Origin of the sequence: Saccharopolyspora phatthalungensis, assembly GCF_014203395.1 — a bacterium.
Taxonomy (GTDB): domain Bacteria; phylum Actinomycetota; class Actinomycetes; order Mycobacteriales; family Pseudonocardiaceae; genus Saccharopolyspora; species Saccharopolyspora phatthalungensis.
Window position 1 is genome coordinate 3588621 of record NZ_JACHIW010000001.1, and the last position, 17683, is coordinate 3606303.

At 69.9% G+C, this 17683-nt stretch carries 13 protein-coding genes; 6 read left to right on the forward strand and 7 right to left on the reverse strand.

The features are described 5' to 3' along the window. The 4 genes from BJ970_RS16610 to BJ970_RS16625 all read left to right on the forward strand — a co-directional run bounded on the left by BJ970_RS16610 (window position 1) and on the right by BJ970_RS16625 (window position 3948). Window positions 1-1314, forward strand: a complete 1314-nt coding sequence (locus BJ970_RS16610) for a M20 family metallopeptidase (protein WP_184727102.1) — start codon at window positions 1-3, stop codon at window positions 1312-1314. A 57-nt stretch (window positions 1315-1371) separates the two neighbouring features. Then, a complete protein-coding gene (locus tag BJ970_RS16615; RefSeq protein WP_221467192.1) occupies window positions 1372-2088 on the forward strand; it encodes a M50 family metallopeptidase in 717 nt (238 codons plus the stop codon). Window positions 2089-2148: 60 nt separating this feature from the next. Beyond that, the gene (locus BJ970_RS16620) at window positions 2149-3066 is read left to right on the forward strand and encodes an oxidoreductase (protein ID WP_184727103.1); all 918 of its coding nucleotides are present in this window, start codon (window positions 2149-2151) and stop codon (window positions 3064-3066) included. A gap of 72 nt (window positions 3067-3138) precedes the next feature. Next, complete coding sequence (locus BJ970_RS16625; RefSeq protein WP_184727104.1) at window positions 3139-3948, forward strand: SAM-dependent methyltransferase; 810 nt, start codon at window positions 3139-3141, stop codon at window positions 3946-3948. Between the two features lie 18 nt (window positions 3949-3966). Here BJ970_RS16625 and BJ970_RS16630 read toward each other — a convergent pair whose 3' ends face one another. From BJ970_RS16630 to BJ970_RS16655, 6 genes are all read right to left on the reverse strand, one after another. Continuing rightward, a complete protein-coding gene (locus BJ970_RS16630; RefSeq protein WP_184727105.1) occupies window positions 3967-5163 on the reverse strand; it encodes a cytochrome P450 in 1197 nt (398 codons plus the stop codon). Window positions 5164-5347: 184 nt separating this feature from the next. Then, window positions 5348-5704 carry a GntR family transcriptional regulator gene (locus BJ970_RS16635; protein WP_184727106.1) on the reverse strand — a complete coding sequence of 119 codons (357 nt, stop codon included), beginning with the start codon at window positions 5702-5704 and terminating at the stop codon, window positions 5348-5350. Then, complete coding sequence (meaB, locus tag BJ970_RS16640; protein ID WP_184727107.1) at window positions 5688-6698, reverse strand: methylmalonyl Co-A mutase-associated GTPase MeaB; 1011 nt, start codon at window positions 6696-6698, stop codon at window positions 5688-5690. The genes BJ970_RS16635 and meaB overlap by 17 nt, the downstream gene beginning before the upstream one ends. A 2-nt stretch (window positions 6699-6700) precedes the next feature. Next, window positions 6701-8908, reverse strand: a complete 2208-nt coding sequence (gene scpA, locus BJ970_RS16645; RefSeq protein ID WP_184727108.1) for a methylmalonyl-CoA mutase — start codon at window positions 8906-8908, stop codon at window positions 6701-6703. Beyond that, on the reverse strand, window positions 8905-10779 hold the full coding sequence (locus BJ970_RS16650; protein WP_184727109.1) for a methylmalonyl-CoA mutase family protein: 1875 nt from the start codon (window positions 10777-10779) through the stop codon (window positions 8905-8907). The genes scpA and BJ970_RS16650 overlap by 4 nt, the downstream gene beginning before the upstream one ends. Before the next feature lie 156 nt (window positions 10780-10935). Further along, window positions 10936-11139, reverse strand: a complete 204-nt coding sequence (locus tag BJ970_RS16655; protein ID WP_184727110.1) for a DUF8847 domain-containing protein — start codon at window positions 11137-11139, stop codon at window positions 10936-10938. 133 nt (window positions 11140-11272) lie between these two features. On the opposite strand from BJ970_RS16655, the gene BJ970_RS16660 reads away from it, so the two are divergent. Together BJ970_RS16660 and BJ970_RS16665 are read left to right on the forward strand one after the other, a co-directional pair. Next, on the forward strand, window positions 11273-13786 hold the full coding sequence (locus tag BJ970_RS16660; RefSeq protein WP_184729155.1) for a DEAD/DEAH box helicase: 2514 nt from the start codon (window positions 11273-11275) through the stop codon (window positions 13784-13786). Window positions 13787-13892: 106 nt separating this feature from the next. Next, entirely contained in the window at window positions 13893-16016 is a 2124-nt protein-coding gene (locus tag BJ970_RS16665; protein ID WP_184727111.1) for a tetratricopeptide repeat protein, read from the forward strand. Here BJ970_RS16665 and BJ970_RS16670 read toward each other — a convergent pair. Continuing rightward, window positions 16011-17666, reverse strand: a complete 1656-nt coding sequence (locus tag BJ970_RS16670; protein ID WP_184727112.1) for a hypothetical protein — start codon at window positions 17664-17666, stop codon at window positions 16011-16013. The genes BJ970_RS16665 and BJ970_RS16670 overlap by 6 nt on opposite strands. Window positions 17667-17683: the final 17 nt, after the last annotated feature.

A 17683-nucleotide genomic window follows, 5' to 3' on the forward strand; every position in this document is an offset into this window, starting at 1 on the left:
GTGAACCAGCCAGCAAAGCCGGACGACTCCTACCTCCGCGCCGTCTCCGCGGCGACCGAGCGGGCGGTGGGCGCGGCCGAGCCGATCCGCTCCGAGTTCGCGGGCGCCGACGAGTCGTTGCGCGCCGACGTCGAGCGGTGGCTGGATGGGCACACCGAGGATCTCGTTGCGCTGAGCCGGGATCTGCACGCGCACCCGGAGGAGGCGTTCGCCGAGCACCGGTCCGTCGCGCGGGCCGCCGAGCTGCTGCGGCGGTACGGGCATGACGCCGAGGTGGGTGTCGGCGGGTTGGACACCGCGCTGCGCGCCGGGGTCGGTGGCGGGCGCCCGCACGTCGCGGTGCTGGCGGAATACGACGCGCTGCCCGGGATCGGGCACGGCTGCGGGCACAACATCATTTGTTCGGCGGCGGTCGGCGGATTCCTGGGCGCGGCCATCGCGGTGCCCGCCACCGGCGGTCGGGTGAGCTTGTTCGGCACCCCGGCCGAGGAGGGCGGCGGGGGCAAGGAACACCTCGCCAGGGCGGGGCTTTTCGATGACGTCGACGCGGTTGTGATGCTGCACCCGTTCTCCCATGACATCGCCGCCCATCCGTTCCTGGGACGGCGCCAGGTCGAGGTGGTGTTCCACGGTGTGGCCGCGCACGCCGCCGCGCAGCCGTTCATGGGCCGCAACGCCCTCGACGCGGTCGTAGCGACATACCAGGGTGTTTCGGCGATGCGGCAGCACATGCCGTCGACCGACCGGGTGCATGGGATCATCACCGACGGCGGCAAGCGCCCCAACGTCGTGCCGGATCGCGCGGCGGCGCTGTTCTACGTGCGCTCCGCCGAACCGGGCTCGTTGCGGGACCTGGCGACCCGGATCGAAGCGATCGCGCACGGCGCCGCATCGATGACGGGCTGCGGGGTGGAGCTGCGCTGGGACAACAACCCCGCCTACCTGCCGATCCGGCACAACGACGCGCTCGGGGCCCGCTGGGCCCGGCACCAGGCCCGCCGGGGCCGGAAAGCCCTGCCGCGCGGTGTGGTGCCGGAGCACCTCACCGGCTCGACGGACCTCGGCAACCTCAGCTACCGGCTCCCGGCCATCCACCCGATGATCGGCCTGGGCGATTCGAACCTCTCCCTGCATACCGCGGAGTTCGCCGCCGCGGCAGGCTCGCCGGCAGGTGATCTGGCGGTCCTCGACGGCGCGATCGGCCTCGCCCTGACCGCGGTGGACTACCTGGCCGACGCCGATCTCCGCGACGCGGCACGCGCGGAGTTCGAAGCCGCGGGTGGCGCCCTGGACATCGCCACCTACTTGGGCTGAGCGCAGCGAACGGACCGGTTGGCTAGGCTGGGCCACGGCCTGTCCCCGACGATCCGGATGTCTACTGTGGACGATTTAGTGCGGGAGTGGACCGCGCAGCTGCTGGATTCGGGCAACATCGCCGCGTTGATCGCCGGCCTGGTCGCACTGTTCCTGGTGCTCAGCCGCAACACCTGGCCGCTGCTACGCAACGTCGTGACGATCGCCCACGAGGGCGGGCACGCGGTGATCGCGCTGCTCAGCGGGCGGAAACTGAACGGCATCAGGCTGCACTCCGACACCTCGGGGCTGACCTTGTCGACCGGGAAGCCGACCGGGCCGGGCATGGTGTTCACCCTGCTGGCCGGATATCCGGCGGTGTCGCTGCTCGGGCTCGGTGGGGCGTGGCTGGTCACCGCGGACCTCGCGCGCATGATGCTGTGGGCGTGCATCGCGCTGCTCGTCGCGATGCTGCTGGCGATCCGCAACGCCTACGGCGTGCTGTCGATCGTGGTCACCGGCGGCGTGATCTTCGCGGTGTCCTGGTTCGCGACCCCGGCTTGGCAGGCGCTGTGCTGTGCGCTGTTCAGCTGGTTCCTGCTGTTCGGCGGACTGCGGCCGATCGCCGAGCTGCGCCGCAAGCGGTCCGCGGGGCGCGCGTCGCAATCCGATGCCGACCAGCTCGCAAGGCTCACCGGCCTGCCCGCCGGGGCGTGGCTGGCGATCTGGTTCCTGGTCGGGCTGGCCACCCTCGCGGTCGGGGCGCGCTGGCTGCTCCTGATGCCGCAGGTATGACTCACGCTTTGTGAGTCGGCGCTCGTTGCCGTAGCGGCGATTTTCTAGCAGCATCGCAGCGTGACGAGTGCTTCCAACGCCCTGGGTGGCGAGTTCCAGCTGGCCGCCGGGCCGACGATCAACCGGCTCGGTTTCGGTGCGATGCAGTTGGCCGGGCCCGGCGTGTTCGGCCCGCCCGCCGATCGCGAACAGTCGGTCCGGGTGCTGCGGCGCGCCGTGGAACTGGGCATCGACCACATCGACACCAGCGACTTCTACGGGCCGTGGGTGGTCAACGAGCTGATCGCGGAGGCGCTGCGGCCCTACGGCGACGACCTCGTGCTGGCCACCAAGATCGGCGCCTACCGTGACCACCAGGGTGCATGGCTGCCGCTGAACCACCCCGACGCGCTGCGCGCCCAGGTGCACGACAACCTGCGCCGCCTGCGGCTGGAAGCGCTGGACCTGGTCTACCTGCGGCACACCGTAGACCGGGGGATCCCGCTGGCCGACCAGCTCGGCGCGCTGGTCGAGCTGCGCGAGCAGGGGCTGCTGCGCGGCATCGGGCTGTCCAATGTGTCCACCGAGCAGTACGAGCAGGCGCACCAGCAGACCGAGATCGCGGCGGTGCAGAACCTCTACAACCTGGCGAACCGCACGTCAGCGGAACTGGTCCGCAAGACCGCGGCCGCCGGTGTCGCATTCGTCCCGTTCTTCCCGCTGGGTTCCGGATTCGCCGACAGCCGCGCCCGCGAGGACAGTGTGCTCCGGGCGGTGGCCGAGCGGCGCGGCGCGACCCAGGCCCAGGTGTCGCTGGCCTGGCTCCTGCAGCGCTCGCCGAACATCCTGCTGATTCCTGGCACGTCTTCCCTGGAGCACCTCCGTGAGAACACCGCGGCCGGTGGCCTGGAACTCACCGCGGCGGACATCGCCGAGCTGGACGGGCTGGTCGCCGAAGGCGAAACCCTCGAAGGGGAAATCCACGAGGAGACGGACTGAGCCTGCGAACTGTCCCTAGTGTCACCCAGTAACCTGGCCAACACGCAACGGTGCGAAAGAGCGAGGCGAACTGTGACCGAAAATGCGACTTGGGTGCCCGAAAGCGTCGACCAGGAGATCCCCAGCGCGGCACGGCTCTACGACTATTTGCTCGGCGGTGCACACAACTTCGCCGCCGACCGCGCGCTGGGCGAGAAGTTCGTGGCCGCGCTGCCCAGCGGCCGCGATGTCGCCCGGCTCAACCGGGCTTTCCTGCGCCGCGCCGTGGCCTTCATGGCGCAGCAGGGCATCCGCCAGTTTCTCGACATCGGCTCGGGCATCCCGACGGTCGGCAACGTGCACGAAATTGCCCAGGCCGCCGATCCGCGTGCGCGCGTGGTGTATGTGGACTACGAGTCGGTCGCCGTCGCGCACAGCCAAATGCTGTTGGAGGACAACGACAACGCCACCATCATCCAAGCCAACCTGGTCGAGCCGGGCGTGATCCTGGGGCACCCGGAAGCCCGGCGGCTGCTGGATTTCGACGAGCCCGTCGGCCTGATCATGGCCGGGGTGTTCCACTTCGTGTCGCACGACCACGACGCACCGGCCATCGTCGCCCAGTACCGGGATGCGCTGGTGTCCGGCAGCTACCTGGCGTTGTCGCACTTCACCGCGGACATCAGCCCGGCCGAGATGGCCGGTGTTGTCGAGGTCATGCGGCGCAGCGCGGACCCGATCCACACCCGCACGCGCGCCGAGATCACCGAGCTGTTCACCGGGTTCGAGCTGGTGGAGCCGGGGCTCGTCGGCACGGCGAGGTGGCGGCCGGACCGGCCCGAACAGGCCGCCGATCAGCCCGGCGGCTCGCAGATCTATGCGGGGGTGGGGCGCAAATTGTGAGGGGAGTAGGGCCCACGCTCACCACGTGACCGGAAGTTCGTGCAGGCCGCGGATGAACACATCCGACTTCCACTGTAGGTCGTCGGTCGCGAGCCTGAGTTGCGGGAACCGCCTGATGAGGCAGCCGAGGCCGACTTCGAGCTCGATCTTCGCCAGATGCGCGCCCAGGCAGCGGTGGATGCCGCTGCCGAAGGCCACGTGGCGGTTGTCGGTGCGCTCGGGGTTGAAGGCGTCCGGCGCGTCGAAGGCCGCCGCGTCGCGGTTGGCCGAGGAGAGCGAGACGATGACGGTGTCGCCCTCCTCGATGGTCTGGCCACCCAGCTCCACGTTCGCCGTGGCGACGCGGGGGAAGGTCACGTCGTAGCCGAACATCGGCACGTAGCGCAGCAGCTCGTCGACCGCCGACGGCACCAGATCGGGCCGTTCGACCAGCCGCCGCCATTGGTCGGGGTGCTCGGCGAGAAGCGCGACGACCGAGTTGGCCAGCTGATTTTTGGTGGTGTCGTGGCCGGCGACCAGCAGCGCGAGTCCGAAGAGGACGAGCTCTTCCTCGTTGAGCTGGTCGCCCTCGTCGCGCGCCGCGGCGAGGAGGCTGAGCAGGTCGTCGGTCGGGTCGCGCCGCTTCTCGACGACCAGACCGCCGATGTATTCGGCCGTCCGCGTCCACCCTGCCTGGACCTCATCGCGGGACCGGCCGGCGATGGTCATGAGCCGCTCGGTCCAATCCTGGAAGCGGGACCGGTCGGCGGCGGGCACCCCGAGCATTTCGCAGATGATTTCGAGCGGAAGCGGGGCGGCGAAGTGCTCGATCAGATCGACGGGTGGTGAGATGGTCGCCAAGCGGTCGAGCAGCCCGTCCACCACTTCCTGCACGCGCGGACGTAACTGTTCCAGGCGCCGCAGGGTGAACACTTTCGTCACCAGCTTGCGCAGCCGGGTGTGCTGCGGCGGGTCGGTGATGGTGATCATGCCGGCAGGCGGCTCGAAGGTGCCTAGGCGCGGGATGTGCGGCTCGGTGGAGCGGGCGAGGCTGAACCGCGTATCGACGAGCACGGACTGCACCTCGGCGTAGCCGGTGACGAGCCAAACGGGTTGGCCGGACAGTTCAACGCGGGAGACGGGCCCCGCCGCCCGCAACGGCGCGATCCGCTCGTCATAACCATTGCCGGAACCGCTGAACGGGTAAGCAGGAAGATCGTTCTCGACCGCGCGCACAGCGCCCTCCTCGGAGGGAATTCCTGAAATTCTCAGCGATTTCTTGCCGACCCTGCGGCTTGGCAGAAGCCTACCTATGCCGCGTGCTATTCAGCGACGGCAAGGAATCCGAAATTCGGGTGACGAATTCCCGCTGCCTGAAAAGACGAATCCATCACCCGATCGGCCGCGGCCGATCGGGTCGCTACGCGTTCAGGGCGGCTCGGACGATGGACAGGGCTTCTTCCTTGGGAATTCCCAGGGCGCGGGTGATCTGGGCATAGGTCGCCGCGGCTTCGGCCGCTCGGGCCGCCGCTTGGTCGCCCGCGTCGCTCACGAAGGTTCCCGCCCGGCCCCGGGTTTCGAGTAGGCCCGCTTGCTCCAGTTCTCGGTATGCCTTGGCCACCGTGTTCGCCGCGATGCCCAGGTCCGCCGCCAGGGCCCGGACGGTGGGGAGCTTGGTGCCCACCGGCAGTCCGCCGCTGTTGACCTGTTCCGCGATCGCCGAGCGCACTTGCTCGAAGGGCGGTACGCCCGAGGTGTTGTCAACGCTGATCCGCATGGCTCTCCGGTTCCGGGCGGAAGGCGTCGAGCAGCCGTTCGGCGGCGAGGCTGGCGGTGAGTTCTCCCGCCCGGACCTGGGTTTCCACCTCGTCGAGGATGGCGCGGACGCCGGGGTGGCGGGTGAGTTCGGACATGAGTTGGTCGCGCACCAGGGCCCAGGTCCAGTCGACCTGCTGGCGGCTGCGTTTGTCGGCCAGTTCGCCGGTGGCGGTCAGTGCCTGTCGGTGTTGTTCGATCTGTTCCCACACGGTGTCCAGGCCGTGTGCTTTCAGGCCGCTGCAGGTCAGTACCGGCGGGGTCCAGGTGGCGCTGACCGGGGTGAGCAGGCGCAGGGCGCCGCGGAGTTCGCGGGCGGCCTTGCGGGCTTCGGCCGCGTGGTCGCCGTCGGCCTTGTTGACCGCGATGACGTCGGCCAGTTCCAGCACGCCTTTTTTGATGCCTTGCAGTTGGTCGCCGGTGCGGGCCAGGGTGAGCAGCAGGAAGCAGTCCACCATGGCGGCCACCGTCACTTCGGACTGGCCGACGCCGACGGTTTCCACCAGCACGACGTCGAATCCGGCGGCTTCCATCAGCACGATGGTTTCCCGGGTGGCGCGGGCGACGCCGCCGAGCGTGCCCGCTGAGGGCGAGGGCCGCACGAACGCCGCCGGGTCGCAGGCCAGCCGGCCCATGCGGGTTTTGTCGCCGAGGATGCTGCCGCCGCTGCGGGTCGAGGACGGGTCGACCGCGAGGACCGCGACGCGGTGGCCGGCCTCGGTCAGCATCGAGCCCAGCGATTCGATGAACGTCGACTTGCCCACGCCGGGCACTCCGGTGATGCCGACCCGGTGCGCGCCGCCGCTGTGCGGCAGGAGCTCGACGAGCAGTTCCTGGGCCAGCGCGCGGTGATCTGTGCGGGTGGATTCCACCAGCGTGATCGCTTGGGCCAGCTTGGTGCGGGATCCGGCGAGCACGCCCTTGGCGTAGTCCTGGACATCGATCGGTCGCGGCATGATCAGTGGTCGAGTCGGGTGCGGAGTTCGTCGAGCAGGCCGAGTGCGGCATCGGCGATGACGGTGCCGGGCGGGAAGATCGCGCTGGCCCCGGCCTGGCGCAGCGCGTCGAAGTCGGCCGGCGGGATGACACCGCCGACGACGATCATGATGTCGGTGCGGCCGAGTTCGGCCAGCTCGTCGCGCAGCGCGGGCACCAGGGTGAGGTGGCCGGCGGCGAGGCTGGAGACGCCGACGATGTGCACGTCGGACTCGGCGGCCTGGCGGGCCACCTCGGTCGGGGTCTGGAACAGCGGGCCGACGTCCACGTCGAAGCCGAGGTCGGCGAAGGCGGTCGCGATCACCTTCTGCCCGCGGTCGTGGCCGTCCTGGCCCATCTTGGCGACCAGGATCCGCGGCCGGCGGCCTTCGGCCTCGGCGAAGTCGGCCACCTGCTGGCGGGCCGCTTCCAGCGCTGCGGAGGGCCCGGATTCGTCCCGGTACACGCCGGTGATCGTACGGATCTGCCCGGAGTGGCGGCCGAAGACCTTCTCCAAAGCCTCGGAGATCTCCCCGACGGTGGCCTTGGCCCGTGCGGCGTCGACGGCCAGCGTGAGCAGGTTGTGCGCCAGGTCGTCCGGGCGCTGTTCGGACATCGACGCCTCGGCGGCGGCGGTGAGCCGGTGCAGCGCATCCGCGCATGCCTGGCTGTCGCGTTCCTCCCGCAGCCGCCGCAGTTTCTCCAACTGCTGCGCGCGAACCCCGGCATTGTCCACTTTGAGCACATCGATCTGCTCGTCGCCGTCGTAGCGGTACTTGTTGACGCCGATCAGCGGTTGGCGCCCGGAGTCGATGCGGGCCTGGGTGCGGGCCGCGGCTTCCTCGATGCGCAGTTTGGGGATCCCGGCGTCGATGGCCTGGGCCATGCCCCCGGCGTCCTCGACCTCGGTGACGTGCGCCCAGGCGCGCCCGGCGAGGTCGGCGGTGAGCCGCTCCAGGTAGTAGCTGCCGCCCCACGGGTCGATGACGCGGGTGGTGCCGGACTCCTGCTGCAACACGAGTTGGGTGTTGCGCGCGATGCGGGCCGAGAAATCCGTTGGGAGAGCGAGAGCTTCGTCGAGGGCGTTGGTGTGCAGCGACTGGGTGTGGCCCTGGGTGGCGGCCATCGCCTCCACGCAGGTGCGCACCACGTTGTTGTAGACGTCTTGGGCGGTCAGCGACCAGCCGGAGGTCTGCGAATGGGTGCGCAGCGACAGCGATTTCGGGTTGGCCGGCCCGAAGGTCTTCACCAGCTTGGCCCACAGCAGACGGGCCGCGCGCAGCTTGGCGACCTCCATCGCGAAGTTCATCCCGATGCCCCAGAAAAACGACAGCCGGGGCGCGAAGGCGTCGATGTCCAGCCCGGCCTGCCGCCCGGCGCGCAGGTACTCCACCCCGTCGGCCAGGGTGTAGGCCAGCTCCAGGTCGGCGGTCGCCCCGGCCTCCTGGATGTGGTAGCCCGAGATCGAGATCGAGTTGAACTTCGGCATCCGCTGCGAGGCGTAGCCGAAGATGTCGGAGATGATCCGCATCGACGGCTGCGGCGGGTAGATGTAGGTGTTGCGGACCATGAACTCCTTGAGGATGTCGTTCTGGATGGTCCCGGCCAGCTGCTCCGGCGCGACCCCCTGCTCCTCGGCGGCGACGATGTAGAGCGCCAGCACCGGCAGCACCGCGCCGTTCATGGTCATCGACACACTCATCTTCTCCAGCGGGATGCCCTCGAAGAGCTGCCGCATGTCCAAGATCGAGTCGATCGCCACCCCCGCCATGCCGACATCCCCGGCCACCCGCGGATGATCGGAGTCATAGCCGCGGTGGGTGGCCAGGTCGAAGGCCACCGACAGGCCCTTCTGGCCCGCGGCCAGGTTGCGGCGGTAGAAAGCGTTGGACTCCTCGGCGGTGGAAAACCCGGCGTACTGCCGCACCGTCCACGGCTGGTTGACATACATCGTCGGGTAGGGCCCCCGCAGGAACGGCGCCAACCCCGGGTAGGTGTGCAGGAAGTCCAGGCCCTCGACATCGGCCGAGGTGTAGAGCGGCTTGACCCCGATCCCCTCCGGCGCCTCCCACACCAGCGCATCAGCGTCCTTGCCGGTGGCGTTCACCAGCTCCCGCCGCCATCGCGCAGGGTCGGCAGGGGCCGCCATCGGGTCCAACGGGATCTCGGCGAAGTTCGGGATCTGCGTCATCGTCCCACTCCCAATTCGGCGTGGACGTCGCCCAGGACGGCCAGCGCATCGCATCCGGCGAAGACGAATCCGTCGATGCCTTCCGGCGCCGGATCGCTCGGTTTCCCGGCCAACAGCACCCGCTTGGCCCCAGCTTCGCGCAGCGCACGCGCGGTGTCGGCGGCCCGTTCTGCGTAGAGCGTGTCCCTGGAGCACAGGCACACCACGGGCGTGCCGGTGTAGGCCGCCACAACATCCCGCGCGGACTCCGTCGCCCCGGCATCAGCGCTGGCAATGCCGCCCGCGGCGAAGAGGTTCCGCGCGAACGACGCACGCGCGTTGTACGCCGCCAGCGAGCCCAGCGTCGCCAGGAACACCGCGGGCCTGCTGCCGGTGGCGGCCAGCTGCGCATCGGCGGCCTCGCGCAGCCGTTCGAAGTCCTCCGCATAGCGGTGCACCGGCAGGCCGCCCGAAGGCCGTTCAGGCGCCGGCGCCCGCTCCAGCGGCGGCTCGTCGAGATCCGGGAACTCGCTGACGCCGGTGATCGCGTCCTTGCGGTGCGCGATCGCGTTGCGGCGTGCTTCCCAGGTCGCGGCCAGCCGGTCGGCGACCAGGCCGGACTCCAGCGCGGCGGGCAGCCCGCCGGCCGCCTCGATCTCCTGGAACCACCGCCAACCGGCCTGCGCCAACTCCTCGGTCAGGGACTCGACGTAGTAGGACCCACCCGCCGGGTCGATCACCTGCGCCAGGTGCGATTCCTCCAGCAGCAGCGCCTGGGTGTTGCGTGCGATGCGGCGGGCGAAGCCATCCGGCAGGCCGACCGCGGCGTCGAAGGGCAGCGCGGTCACCGCCTGCGCCCCGCCCATCCCGGCGGCGAAGGTAGCGATCGTGGTGCGCAACATGTTCACCCACGGGTCCCGGCGGGTCAGCATCGCCGCCGACGTCACCGCGTGCTGCACTTGCCCCCGCGCCGATTCCGATACACCACAAGCCCGGGTGACCTGCTCCCACAGCCGACGCCCCGCGCGCAGCTTGGCGATACCCAGGAACTGATCGGCCGTGGTGGCCACGCGGAACTCCAGCAGCCCGGCGGCCTTGTCGACCTCCAGCCCGGCCTCGGTCAGCCACCGCAGGTACGTCGTGGCCACCGCCAGCGAGCAGCCCAGCTCCTGCGCATCCGACCCACCTGCCTCGTGATAGGGCAACCCGTCCACGACCAGCGCTTTCAGCTCCGGGAACTCCGCGGCGCAGCGGCCGGCCAACCGCACGGCACCGTCGCGGTCGCCGGGCCGGCCGGTGCGGGCCTGCACCCCCAGCGGGTCGGCGCCGAGGTTTCCGCGCAACGCGCTGCCGCGCACGTCCTGACCGGCGGCCAGCGCCAGGAAAGCCTCGGCCGCCGCGACGAAGTCGGCACCCGCATCCAGGACCACGCAGATCATGTCCAGATGGACGCCTTCGAGCGCGTCCGCGAGGTCGGCCACGGCCAGTCCGCCCGGCCCCAGCCGCAGCCACAGCGACGACACCCCGTTGTAGAGATCCGCCAAGATCTCCCGGTTGGTCTCGGCCGCATCCGGGTTCTCGTGCCGCTGCCGCACATCCCAGCCCTCGGCGACGCTGCCCTGCGGGCGGCTACCGCGCACGAACGGCACCAGCCCCGGCACACCGACCTCGCCCGGGCCCGCCGCGTACAACGGATGCACCGTGATCCCGTCATAAGTCGAGGAAGCCAGCACATCCTCGGGAGCCTCCGGTGCCGCGCCCTCGCCGAGCAGCCCCGATCGTTGCAGCACCTTCTGCACCTGCGCCCGCCACTGCTCGCGGGTCGGCTCGGGAAACTCCGCGGCAAGGACGAGTTCCGGCCTGCCGCCGCTCGACGTCGAGTGCGCCACCATGGGCACGATGGTAGGCCGGTGCCCGCGAACCCAACCTGATCAAAGCTGTGACGCACGTCGCAAGCCGGACTTGCGGGTTACCCGGTTGTCGGCGTCAGCGATGTCAAGCCCTCGAATTTGGTGGGTTGCGACAATCCCCTCACGCGGCGCGTGGGACTAGGGGGCGGGGCCTCGGCCGCATAGGTGGTATACCCAACCGTGTTCCGGGGTGTAATGCAGTTCGTAATGCGTTTCGATCTTCGGGCCGTCGTGCAGGTGGATGTGCCGCAACAGCCGTCCCGCGACCGCCTCCGAATCGCGGAGATCCTGGACCCGGCCGTCCAGCGGCCCGCCGACGAAACGCACGTTCCGGCTCGCCATGACAACCCGCCTCCCGCACTTCACCGGTGTGTTCGGTCAATGGTCCCCGATCGCAGGGGCCCGGCACCAGCGTGCGGACCGGCGTGCCCCCCGCTCGCACCGGCGGGAATTGACCAGGGACGATGGGGGCACGATGAAGCTCACCGACCAGCTCCCAGCCCGCTCGACCGACACCCCGGACCCCGACGCGCTGCTCGATGCGTTCGTGTCCTGGACCGCCGACCAGGGCATCGAGCTCTACCCGGCGCAGGAAGAAGCGCTGATGGAGGTCGTGACCGGGGCGAACCTGATCCTGAGCACGCCGACCGGTTCCGGCAAGAGCCTGGTGGCCACCGGTGCGCACTTCACCGCGCTGGCCGCCGGCAAGCGCAGCTTCTACACCGCGCCGATCAAGGCGCTGGTGTCGGAGAAGTTCTTCTCGCTGGTGGACGTCTTCGGCGCGGACAACGTCGGCATGATGACCGGCGACAGCAGCGTCAACGCCGATGCCCCGATCATCTGCTGCACCGCGGAGATCCTGGCCAACATCGCGCTGCGCGACGGCGACCGGGCCGATGTGGACCAGGTCGTGATGGACGAGTTTCACTTCTACTCCGAGCCCGACCGGGGCTGGGCGTGGCAGGTACCGCTGCTGGAGCTGCCGCGCACCCAGTTCGTGCTGATGTCGGCGACGCTGGGCGATGTCGGCTTCTTCCAGCAGGATCTGACCCGCCGCACCGGCCGGGAGACCGCGGTGGTCACCTCGGCGGAGCGGCCGATCCCGCTGACCTTCCGCTACGCCAAGACGTCGCTGCACGAGACCATCGAGGAACTGCTGACCGGGCAGCAGGCCCCGGTGTACGTCGTCTACTTCAACCAGGCGTCCGCGCTGGAGCAGGCGCAGGCGTTGATGAGCGTCAAGGTCGCCAGCCGCGAGCAGCGCGACCAGATCGCCGAGGCGATCGGCGACTTCCGGTTCACCGCCGGGTTCGGCAAGACCCTGTCCCGGCTGGTCCGGCACGGGATCGGGGTGCACCACGCCGGGATGCTGCCGAAGTACCGGCGGCTGGTCGAACAGCTCGCGCAGGCCGGGCTGCTCAAGGTCATCTGCGGCACCGACACCCTCGGGGTGGGCATTAACGTGCCGATCCGCACCGTGCTGATCACCGGGCTGACCAAGTACGACGGGGTGCGCACCCGGCATCTGAAGGCGCGGGAGTTCCACCAGATCGCCGGTCGTGCCGGGCGAGCCGGCTACGACACCGCCGGGTACGTGGTGGTGCAGGCGCCCGAGCATGAGATCGAGAATGAGAAGGCGCTGGCCAAGGTCGGCGACGACCCGAAGAAGAAGCGCAAGCTGGTGCGCAAGAAGGCGCCCGAGGGCTTCGTGTCCTGGAGCGAGAAGACCTTCGAGAAGCTGGAGAGCGCCGAGCCGGAACCGCTGCGGTCCAGCTTCACCGTCAACCACGCGATGCTGCTCAACGTCATCAACCGGCCGGGCGACGCGTTCGCCGCGATGAAACACCTGCTCACCGACAATCACGAGGATCGGCCAACACAGCGGCGCCACATCCTGCGCGCCATCGCGATCTACCGCGCGCTGCTGGCCGCGGGGGTCGTGGAGCGCCTCGACGAGCCCGACCAGCAGGGCCGCCGGGTGCGGTTGACCGTGGACCTGCAGTTCGACTTCGCGCTCAACCAGCCGCTGTCGCCGTTCGCGCTGGCCGCGATCGAGCTGCTCGACGCCGAGTCGCCGACCTACCCGATGGACGTGCTGTCGGTAATCGAGTCCACTTTGGACGATCCTCGGCAGGTGCTGTCGCAGCAGCAGTTCAAGGCCCGCGGCGAGGCCGTCTCGCAGATGAAGGCGGACGGCATCGAGTACGACGAGCGGATGGAGCTGCTGGAGGAGATCACCCACCCCAAGCCGCTGGCCGAGCTGCTGGAGGCCGCCTACGAGACCTACCGCAAGGGGCACCCGTGGGTCGGCGAGCACGAGCTGTCGCCGAAGTCGGTGGCGCGGGACATGTTCGAGAGGGCGATGAACTTCGTCGAGTTCGTCAACCACTACGGGCTGGCCCGCTCCGAGGGGCTGGTGCTGCGCTACCTGGCCGACGTCTACAAGGCGCTGCGGCACACGGTGCCCGACGATGCCAAGACCGAGGAGCTCACCGACATCATCGAGTGGCTTGGCGAGCTGGTGCGTCAGGTCGACTCCAGTCTGCTCGACGAGTGGGAGAAGCTGCGCCACCCGGGCGCGGAGCCGACGGCCGTGGCGGTGCCGGAGGCCCCGGAGCGGATCACCCTGAACAAGCGAGCTTTCCGGGTGCAGGTGCGCAACGCGATGTTCCGCCGCGTGGAGCTCGCGGCCCGGCGACGCTCCGACGAGCTGGGCGCGCTGGACGCGGAAAGCGGCTGGGACGCCGATGCGTGGGCCGACGCGCTGGACGACTACTTCGAGCAGCACGACGAGATCGGCACCGGCCCGGACGCGCGCGGCCCGGCGCTGCTGATGGTGACCGAGGAGCCGGATCGCTGGCTGGTCCGGCAGATCTTCGCCGACCCCGCCGAGGACCACGACTGGGGCATCAGCGCCGAGGTCGACCTCGCCGCCTCCGACGAAACCGGCGTCGCGGTCCTGCGCGTCACCGGCGTGAACCAGCTCTGAGGCGGTTGTTCCTCCTTGCTGGCAGCGAGTGCCGAAGCCGTCACGCTCCGGGTCGCTGCCCGGTATCGTCGCGCGGAGGAGATCACAGCGCTGGTGGGGGTCTGGAATGGACGGGTGGCACAACGCCAACAACGCTGCGGTGGACGGCAACGTGATCCAGGCCGGCCGCATCGAACGGCTGGTGATGAACGTTGGAGGCCAGGCGGAGCCACCGAAGCCGGACATGTTGCGGATCAACCCCGAACACCTCGGTTTCGCCAACCGGACCGCGGAACTCGCCGAGCTGGACCGGCTGTGGCGGGACGCGGAGCGCGCCGGAAAGCCCCTGGTCGTGGCGCTCAGCGGGATGATGGGCATCGGCAAGTCGCTGACCGCGCTGCGCTGGGCACACCGGGTGCGGGAGCAGTTCCCGGGCGGGATCTTCGTCGGTGACCTGCGCGGTTCCGATCCGGACGGGGCCCGGACGCCAGGCGAGGTGCTGGGCACCTTCCTCGGGCGCCTCGGGCTGGCCGGGGCGGCGCTGCCGCCGACCGAGGAAGAACGCAGCGCGGCGTTCCGTGAGATCACCGCGCACCGGCGGATTCTGTTGATCCTCGACGACGCCGCGACGGCCGCGCAGGTGCTGGCGTTGCTGCCGTCGTCGCCGACCAGCGCGGTGCTGGTGACCAGCCGCCGCGAGCTCACCTTCCTGGGCGGCGGTGTCCGGCCGATGCGGGTGGAGCCGTTCGAGGAGGAGGCGGCGATCGCGCTCCTGGCGGATTCACTCGGGGACAGCGATTCGATGGGGGAGGGCGCCGATTCAATGGGGGAGGGCGCCGAGGCCGAAGAAGCCGCACTGCGGAAGCTGAGCGAGGCGTGCGGGCGGCATCCGATGGCGTTGCAGGTGGCCGCCGCGCAGCTGTCCGGCCGGGTCTCGATATCGTCCTATGTGGACCGGATAGCACCGGATCTGCTGCGCCGCCTGGAAGTCGACGGGGAACGTCCCTTCGAAGGGGCCTTCGAGCTCGCCTATCTGGCGCTGCCGCCGGACCAGCGGCACGCCTACCGGCTGCTGGGTTGCCATCCGGGGGCGGAGTTTTCCCTACCGGCCGCTGCGGCACTGCTCGACCAGCCGGTCCCGGACGCAGAGGAGCTGCTCAGGGCGCTGTCCCGGGCGCACCTCGTGGCTCCGGTCGTACGCGCGCGGTACAGCATCCACGCGCTGTTGCGGCAGCACGCGAAGGCCAAGGTGTCCGCGGGCGACGATTCGCGGGCCGCGCTGCGCCGGATCGTCGAGCACTACCACGACTTCGTGATGGCGCGGGACGTCGTTCTCTCGAAGCGCTGGCGGCTCAGCACGCGCTACGAAGCGGTGATCCCGGCGCACGATGGCGAACGCGCGGAGGACCGGGCGCTGGCCGAGCTGGAAGAGGAGCGGGAGACCCTGTCGGCGCTGGTGGGCATCGCGGTCGAGGTCGGGCTGGACGACCGCGCCTGGCAGCTGTGCGAGAGTCTGTTCACCTACTACACCGATCGCAACTACTTCGTGGACCTGATCGAGATCCTGCCGGTCGGGATCGCGGCCGCCGAGCGGCTGGGTGACCACCGGGCTCTGGTGCGGATGCACTCGCACCTCGGTTCGGCGTGCTACGCGGTGGCGGAGTACCACGCCGCGCGCGAGCATTTCGCGCTTTCCTATGAGATCGCCGAGGTAAACGGCGACGATTGGGGGCGGCAGAGCGCCATCGAATGGATCGGTCTCATCCACGAGCGGAACGCGGAGTACGACGCGGCGTTGGACTGCTTCGAGCGGTCGCGCGCCATCGTGGAACGGCATTTCCAGCCCGGTCGGCGGCGTCGGCCGCTGGCGCTCTACCGCATGCACTCGGGTCGGGTGCTGACCCGTGCCGGGCGGGCAGCGGAGGCCATGCCGCGGTTGATCGAGGCGTACGAGACGTTCGTCGAGCTGGGGGAGGTGGCCAACAGTGCGAAACTGGCGCTTTCGCTGGCCGAAGCCCAGTTGCGGGGCAACGACCTGGCGGCGGCTTCGAGTTGGGGCCGCACGGCCCTGGAACTGTGCCGGGCCGCGCGGATGCCGGCCGACGAAGCAGCGGCGCTGGAGCTGCTGGCCGAGCTCAGCGCCCGCAACGGCGACGAGCCGACGGCTGCGCAGCGGCGCCGGGAGGCGGCGGAAATCCTCACAGTGCTGGGGAACAGGCGGGCGCAGGCGCTGTTGGCGCGCGGGTCATGACGCCGCGACGGGCCGGCCGTTGACGTTCACGTCGGGGGAGAGTTCGGCGAGCTCGCGCCCCGCAGCCAACCACTCGAACACGGCGGAGGCGTAGAGCACCGGGTCGCCGGTTCCGGCGAGGCGTACCTGGTCGCCGCCCCGGGTTCGGACGACGCACGCACCATCGTGCACCGCGGCGGCGAGTTGCAGGCCCGGGTGAGCGGAAATGGTTTCCCGGAGCCATGTTTCGGCGTGTTGACCCCAGGATTCGCCGTCTGTCAGCACGAGCACGTCGGCGATGGCGCGGAGTCGTGGCCCGGGGTGGTGGGCTGCCACCACGAGGTGACTTCGTCGCGGAATCCTCGCCTGGGGAAGCATTTCCGCCGCATAGCGGTCCAAGGAGATCGACCGTCCGTTGTGGACCACGCCGGTGACGTGCATCGCGGTCGGTCGCCAGGACCAGTCCTCCGCCGGGAGCCCGGCCGTGGTGTCGGGCGGGACGCCGGGCTCGGTTCGGGGTTCGGTCAGGCCGAGCATCGAGTAGCACAGCGCCCGCAGGCGCCCTGCGGCTTCGTCCGGGTACGAGGTGATCGCCCGGTGCAGGGCGGCGGATTTTTCCGTTGTGTGCTCGGCCGCGACCTTCCGCAGCTGTGGAAGGAGCGACTGCCCCAGATCGAGCCGACCTGCTTGCGATGCGAGCAGCGCCACCGCCGAGTCCGGTGCAACCGAGGATTCCGGGAACGCCGCCAGCGACGTGGGTAACCCCAGCGCCGCGCCATAGGCTGTCACCGAGCCGTGATCGCCGATCAGCAGGTCGGCGGCCACCAGGGTGGCGCGCCAGCCCTGCTCCGGCGGCACCACCACCAGGCCCGAACGCCGGTGCGGTGCGAGCCAGCGGTGCATCTGGTGCGGGCCGTGCTCGTACCAGATGTGCGGATGCAGGATCGCCGCCACCCTGAAGTCGTCGACCGGCAGTTCGGCCAGCAGCCGCTCGTACAGCTCGCAGACCTCGCCTAGCAGCGAGTCATTGCGGTGCGTCGAGCTGACGGCGATGACGGTCTGGTCGTCGTCGGCACCGAGCGCCCGGCGATAGCGCGGCCGCCACGGCACGCTGGCACGGAGCCGGTCGTAGCAGGGATCGCCGGTGACGACGGCCACCTTGGCCGCCGCCGGGGCCACAGCGCGCAGCCGCGCGAGTTGCTCGTCGTGCGACAGCACGATCGCCGAGGAGATCGGGCGACCGTCGGCCAGCAGCAGATCAGACGACAGGCCAAAGGCTTCCGGGCTTCCGGGCTTCCGGGCTTCCGGGCTTCCGGGCTTCCGGGCTTCCGGGACGATCTTAGTGTACCGAATTCCGTGCGGTACCGAAAGGATCGGTGCAGTGATGCCGTGCAGTCCACTGTGTCCGGCGGTGATGGCGAGCTGATATTCCCGCGGCGATTCCGGCTGGACCGGGAATACGCCCTTGGCGGCGAACAGTTCGGCCAGGCCGTTGGGCTGCGGATCGGCTCGGTTCCAGACGAAATCGAGCGAGACCCGGAAGTCGCCTTCGAACAGGTCCACGACGTCGAGTAGTCGCGTCATCGCCGTGACGTTGTCCACGACGACCAGGACGCGCCGCCGGGGCCGAATGGTTTCGAACCGCGAGCGGTCGTCCCAGGAGGTCGCCATGCCGCAACCATAACGGC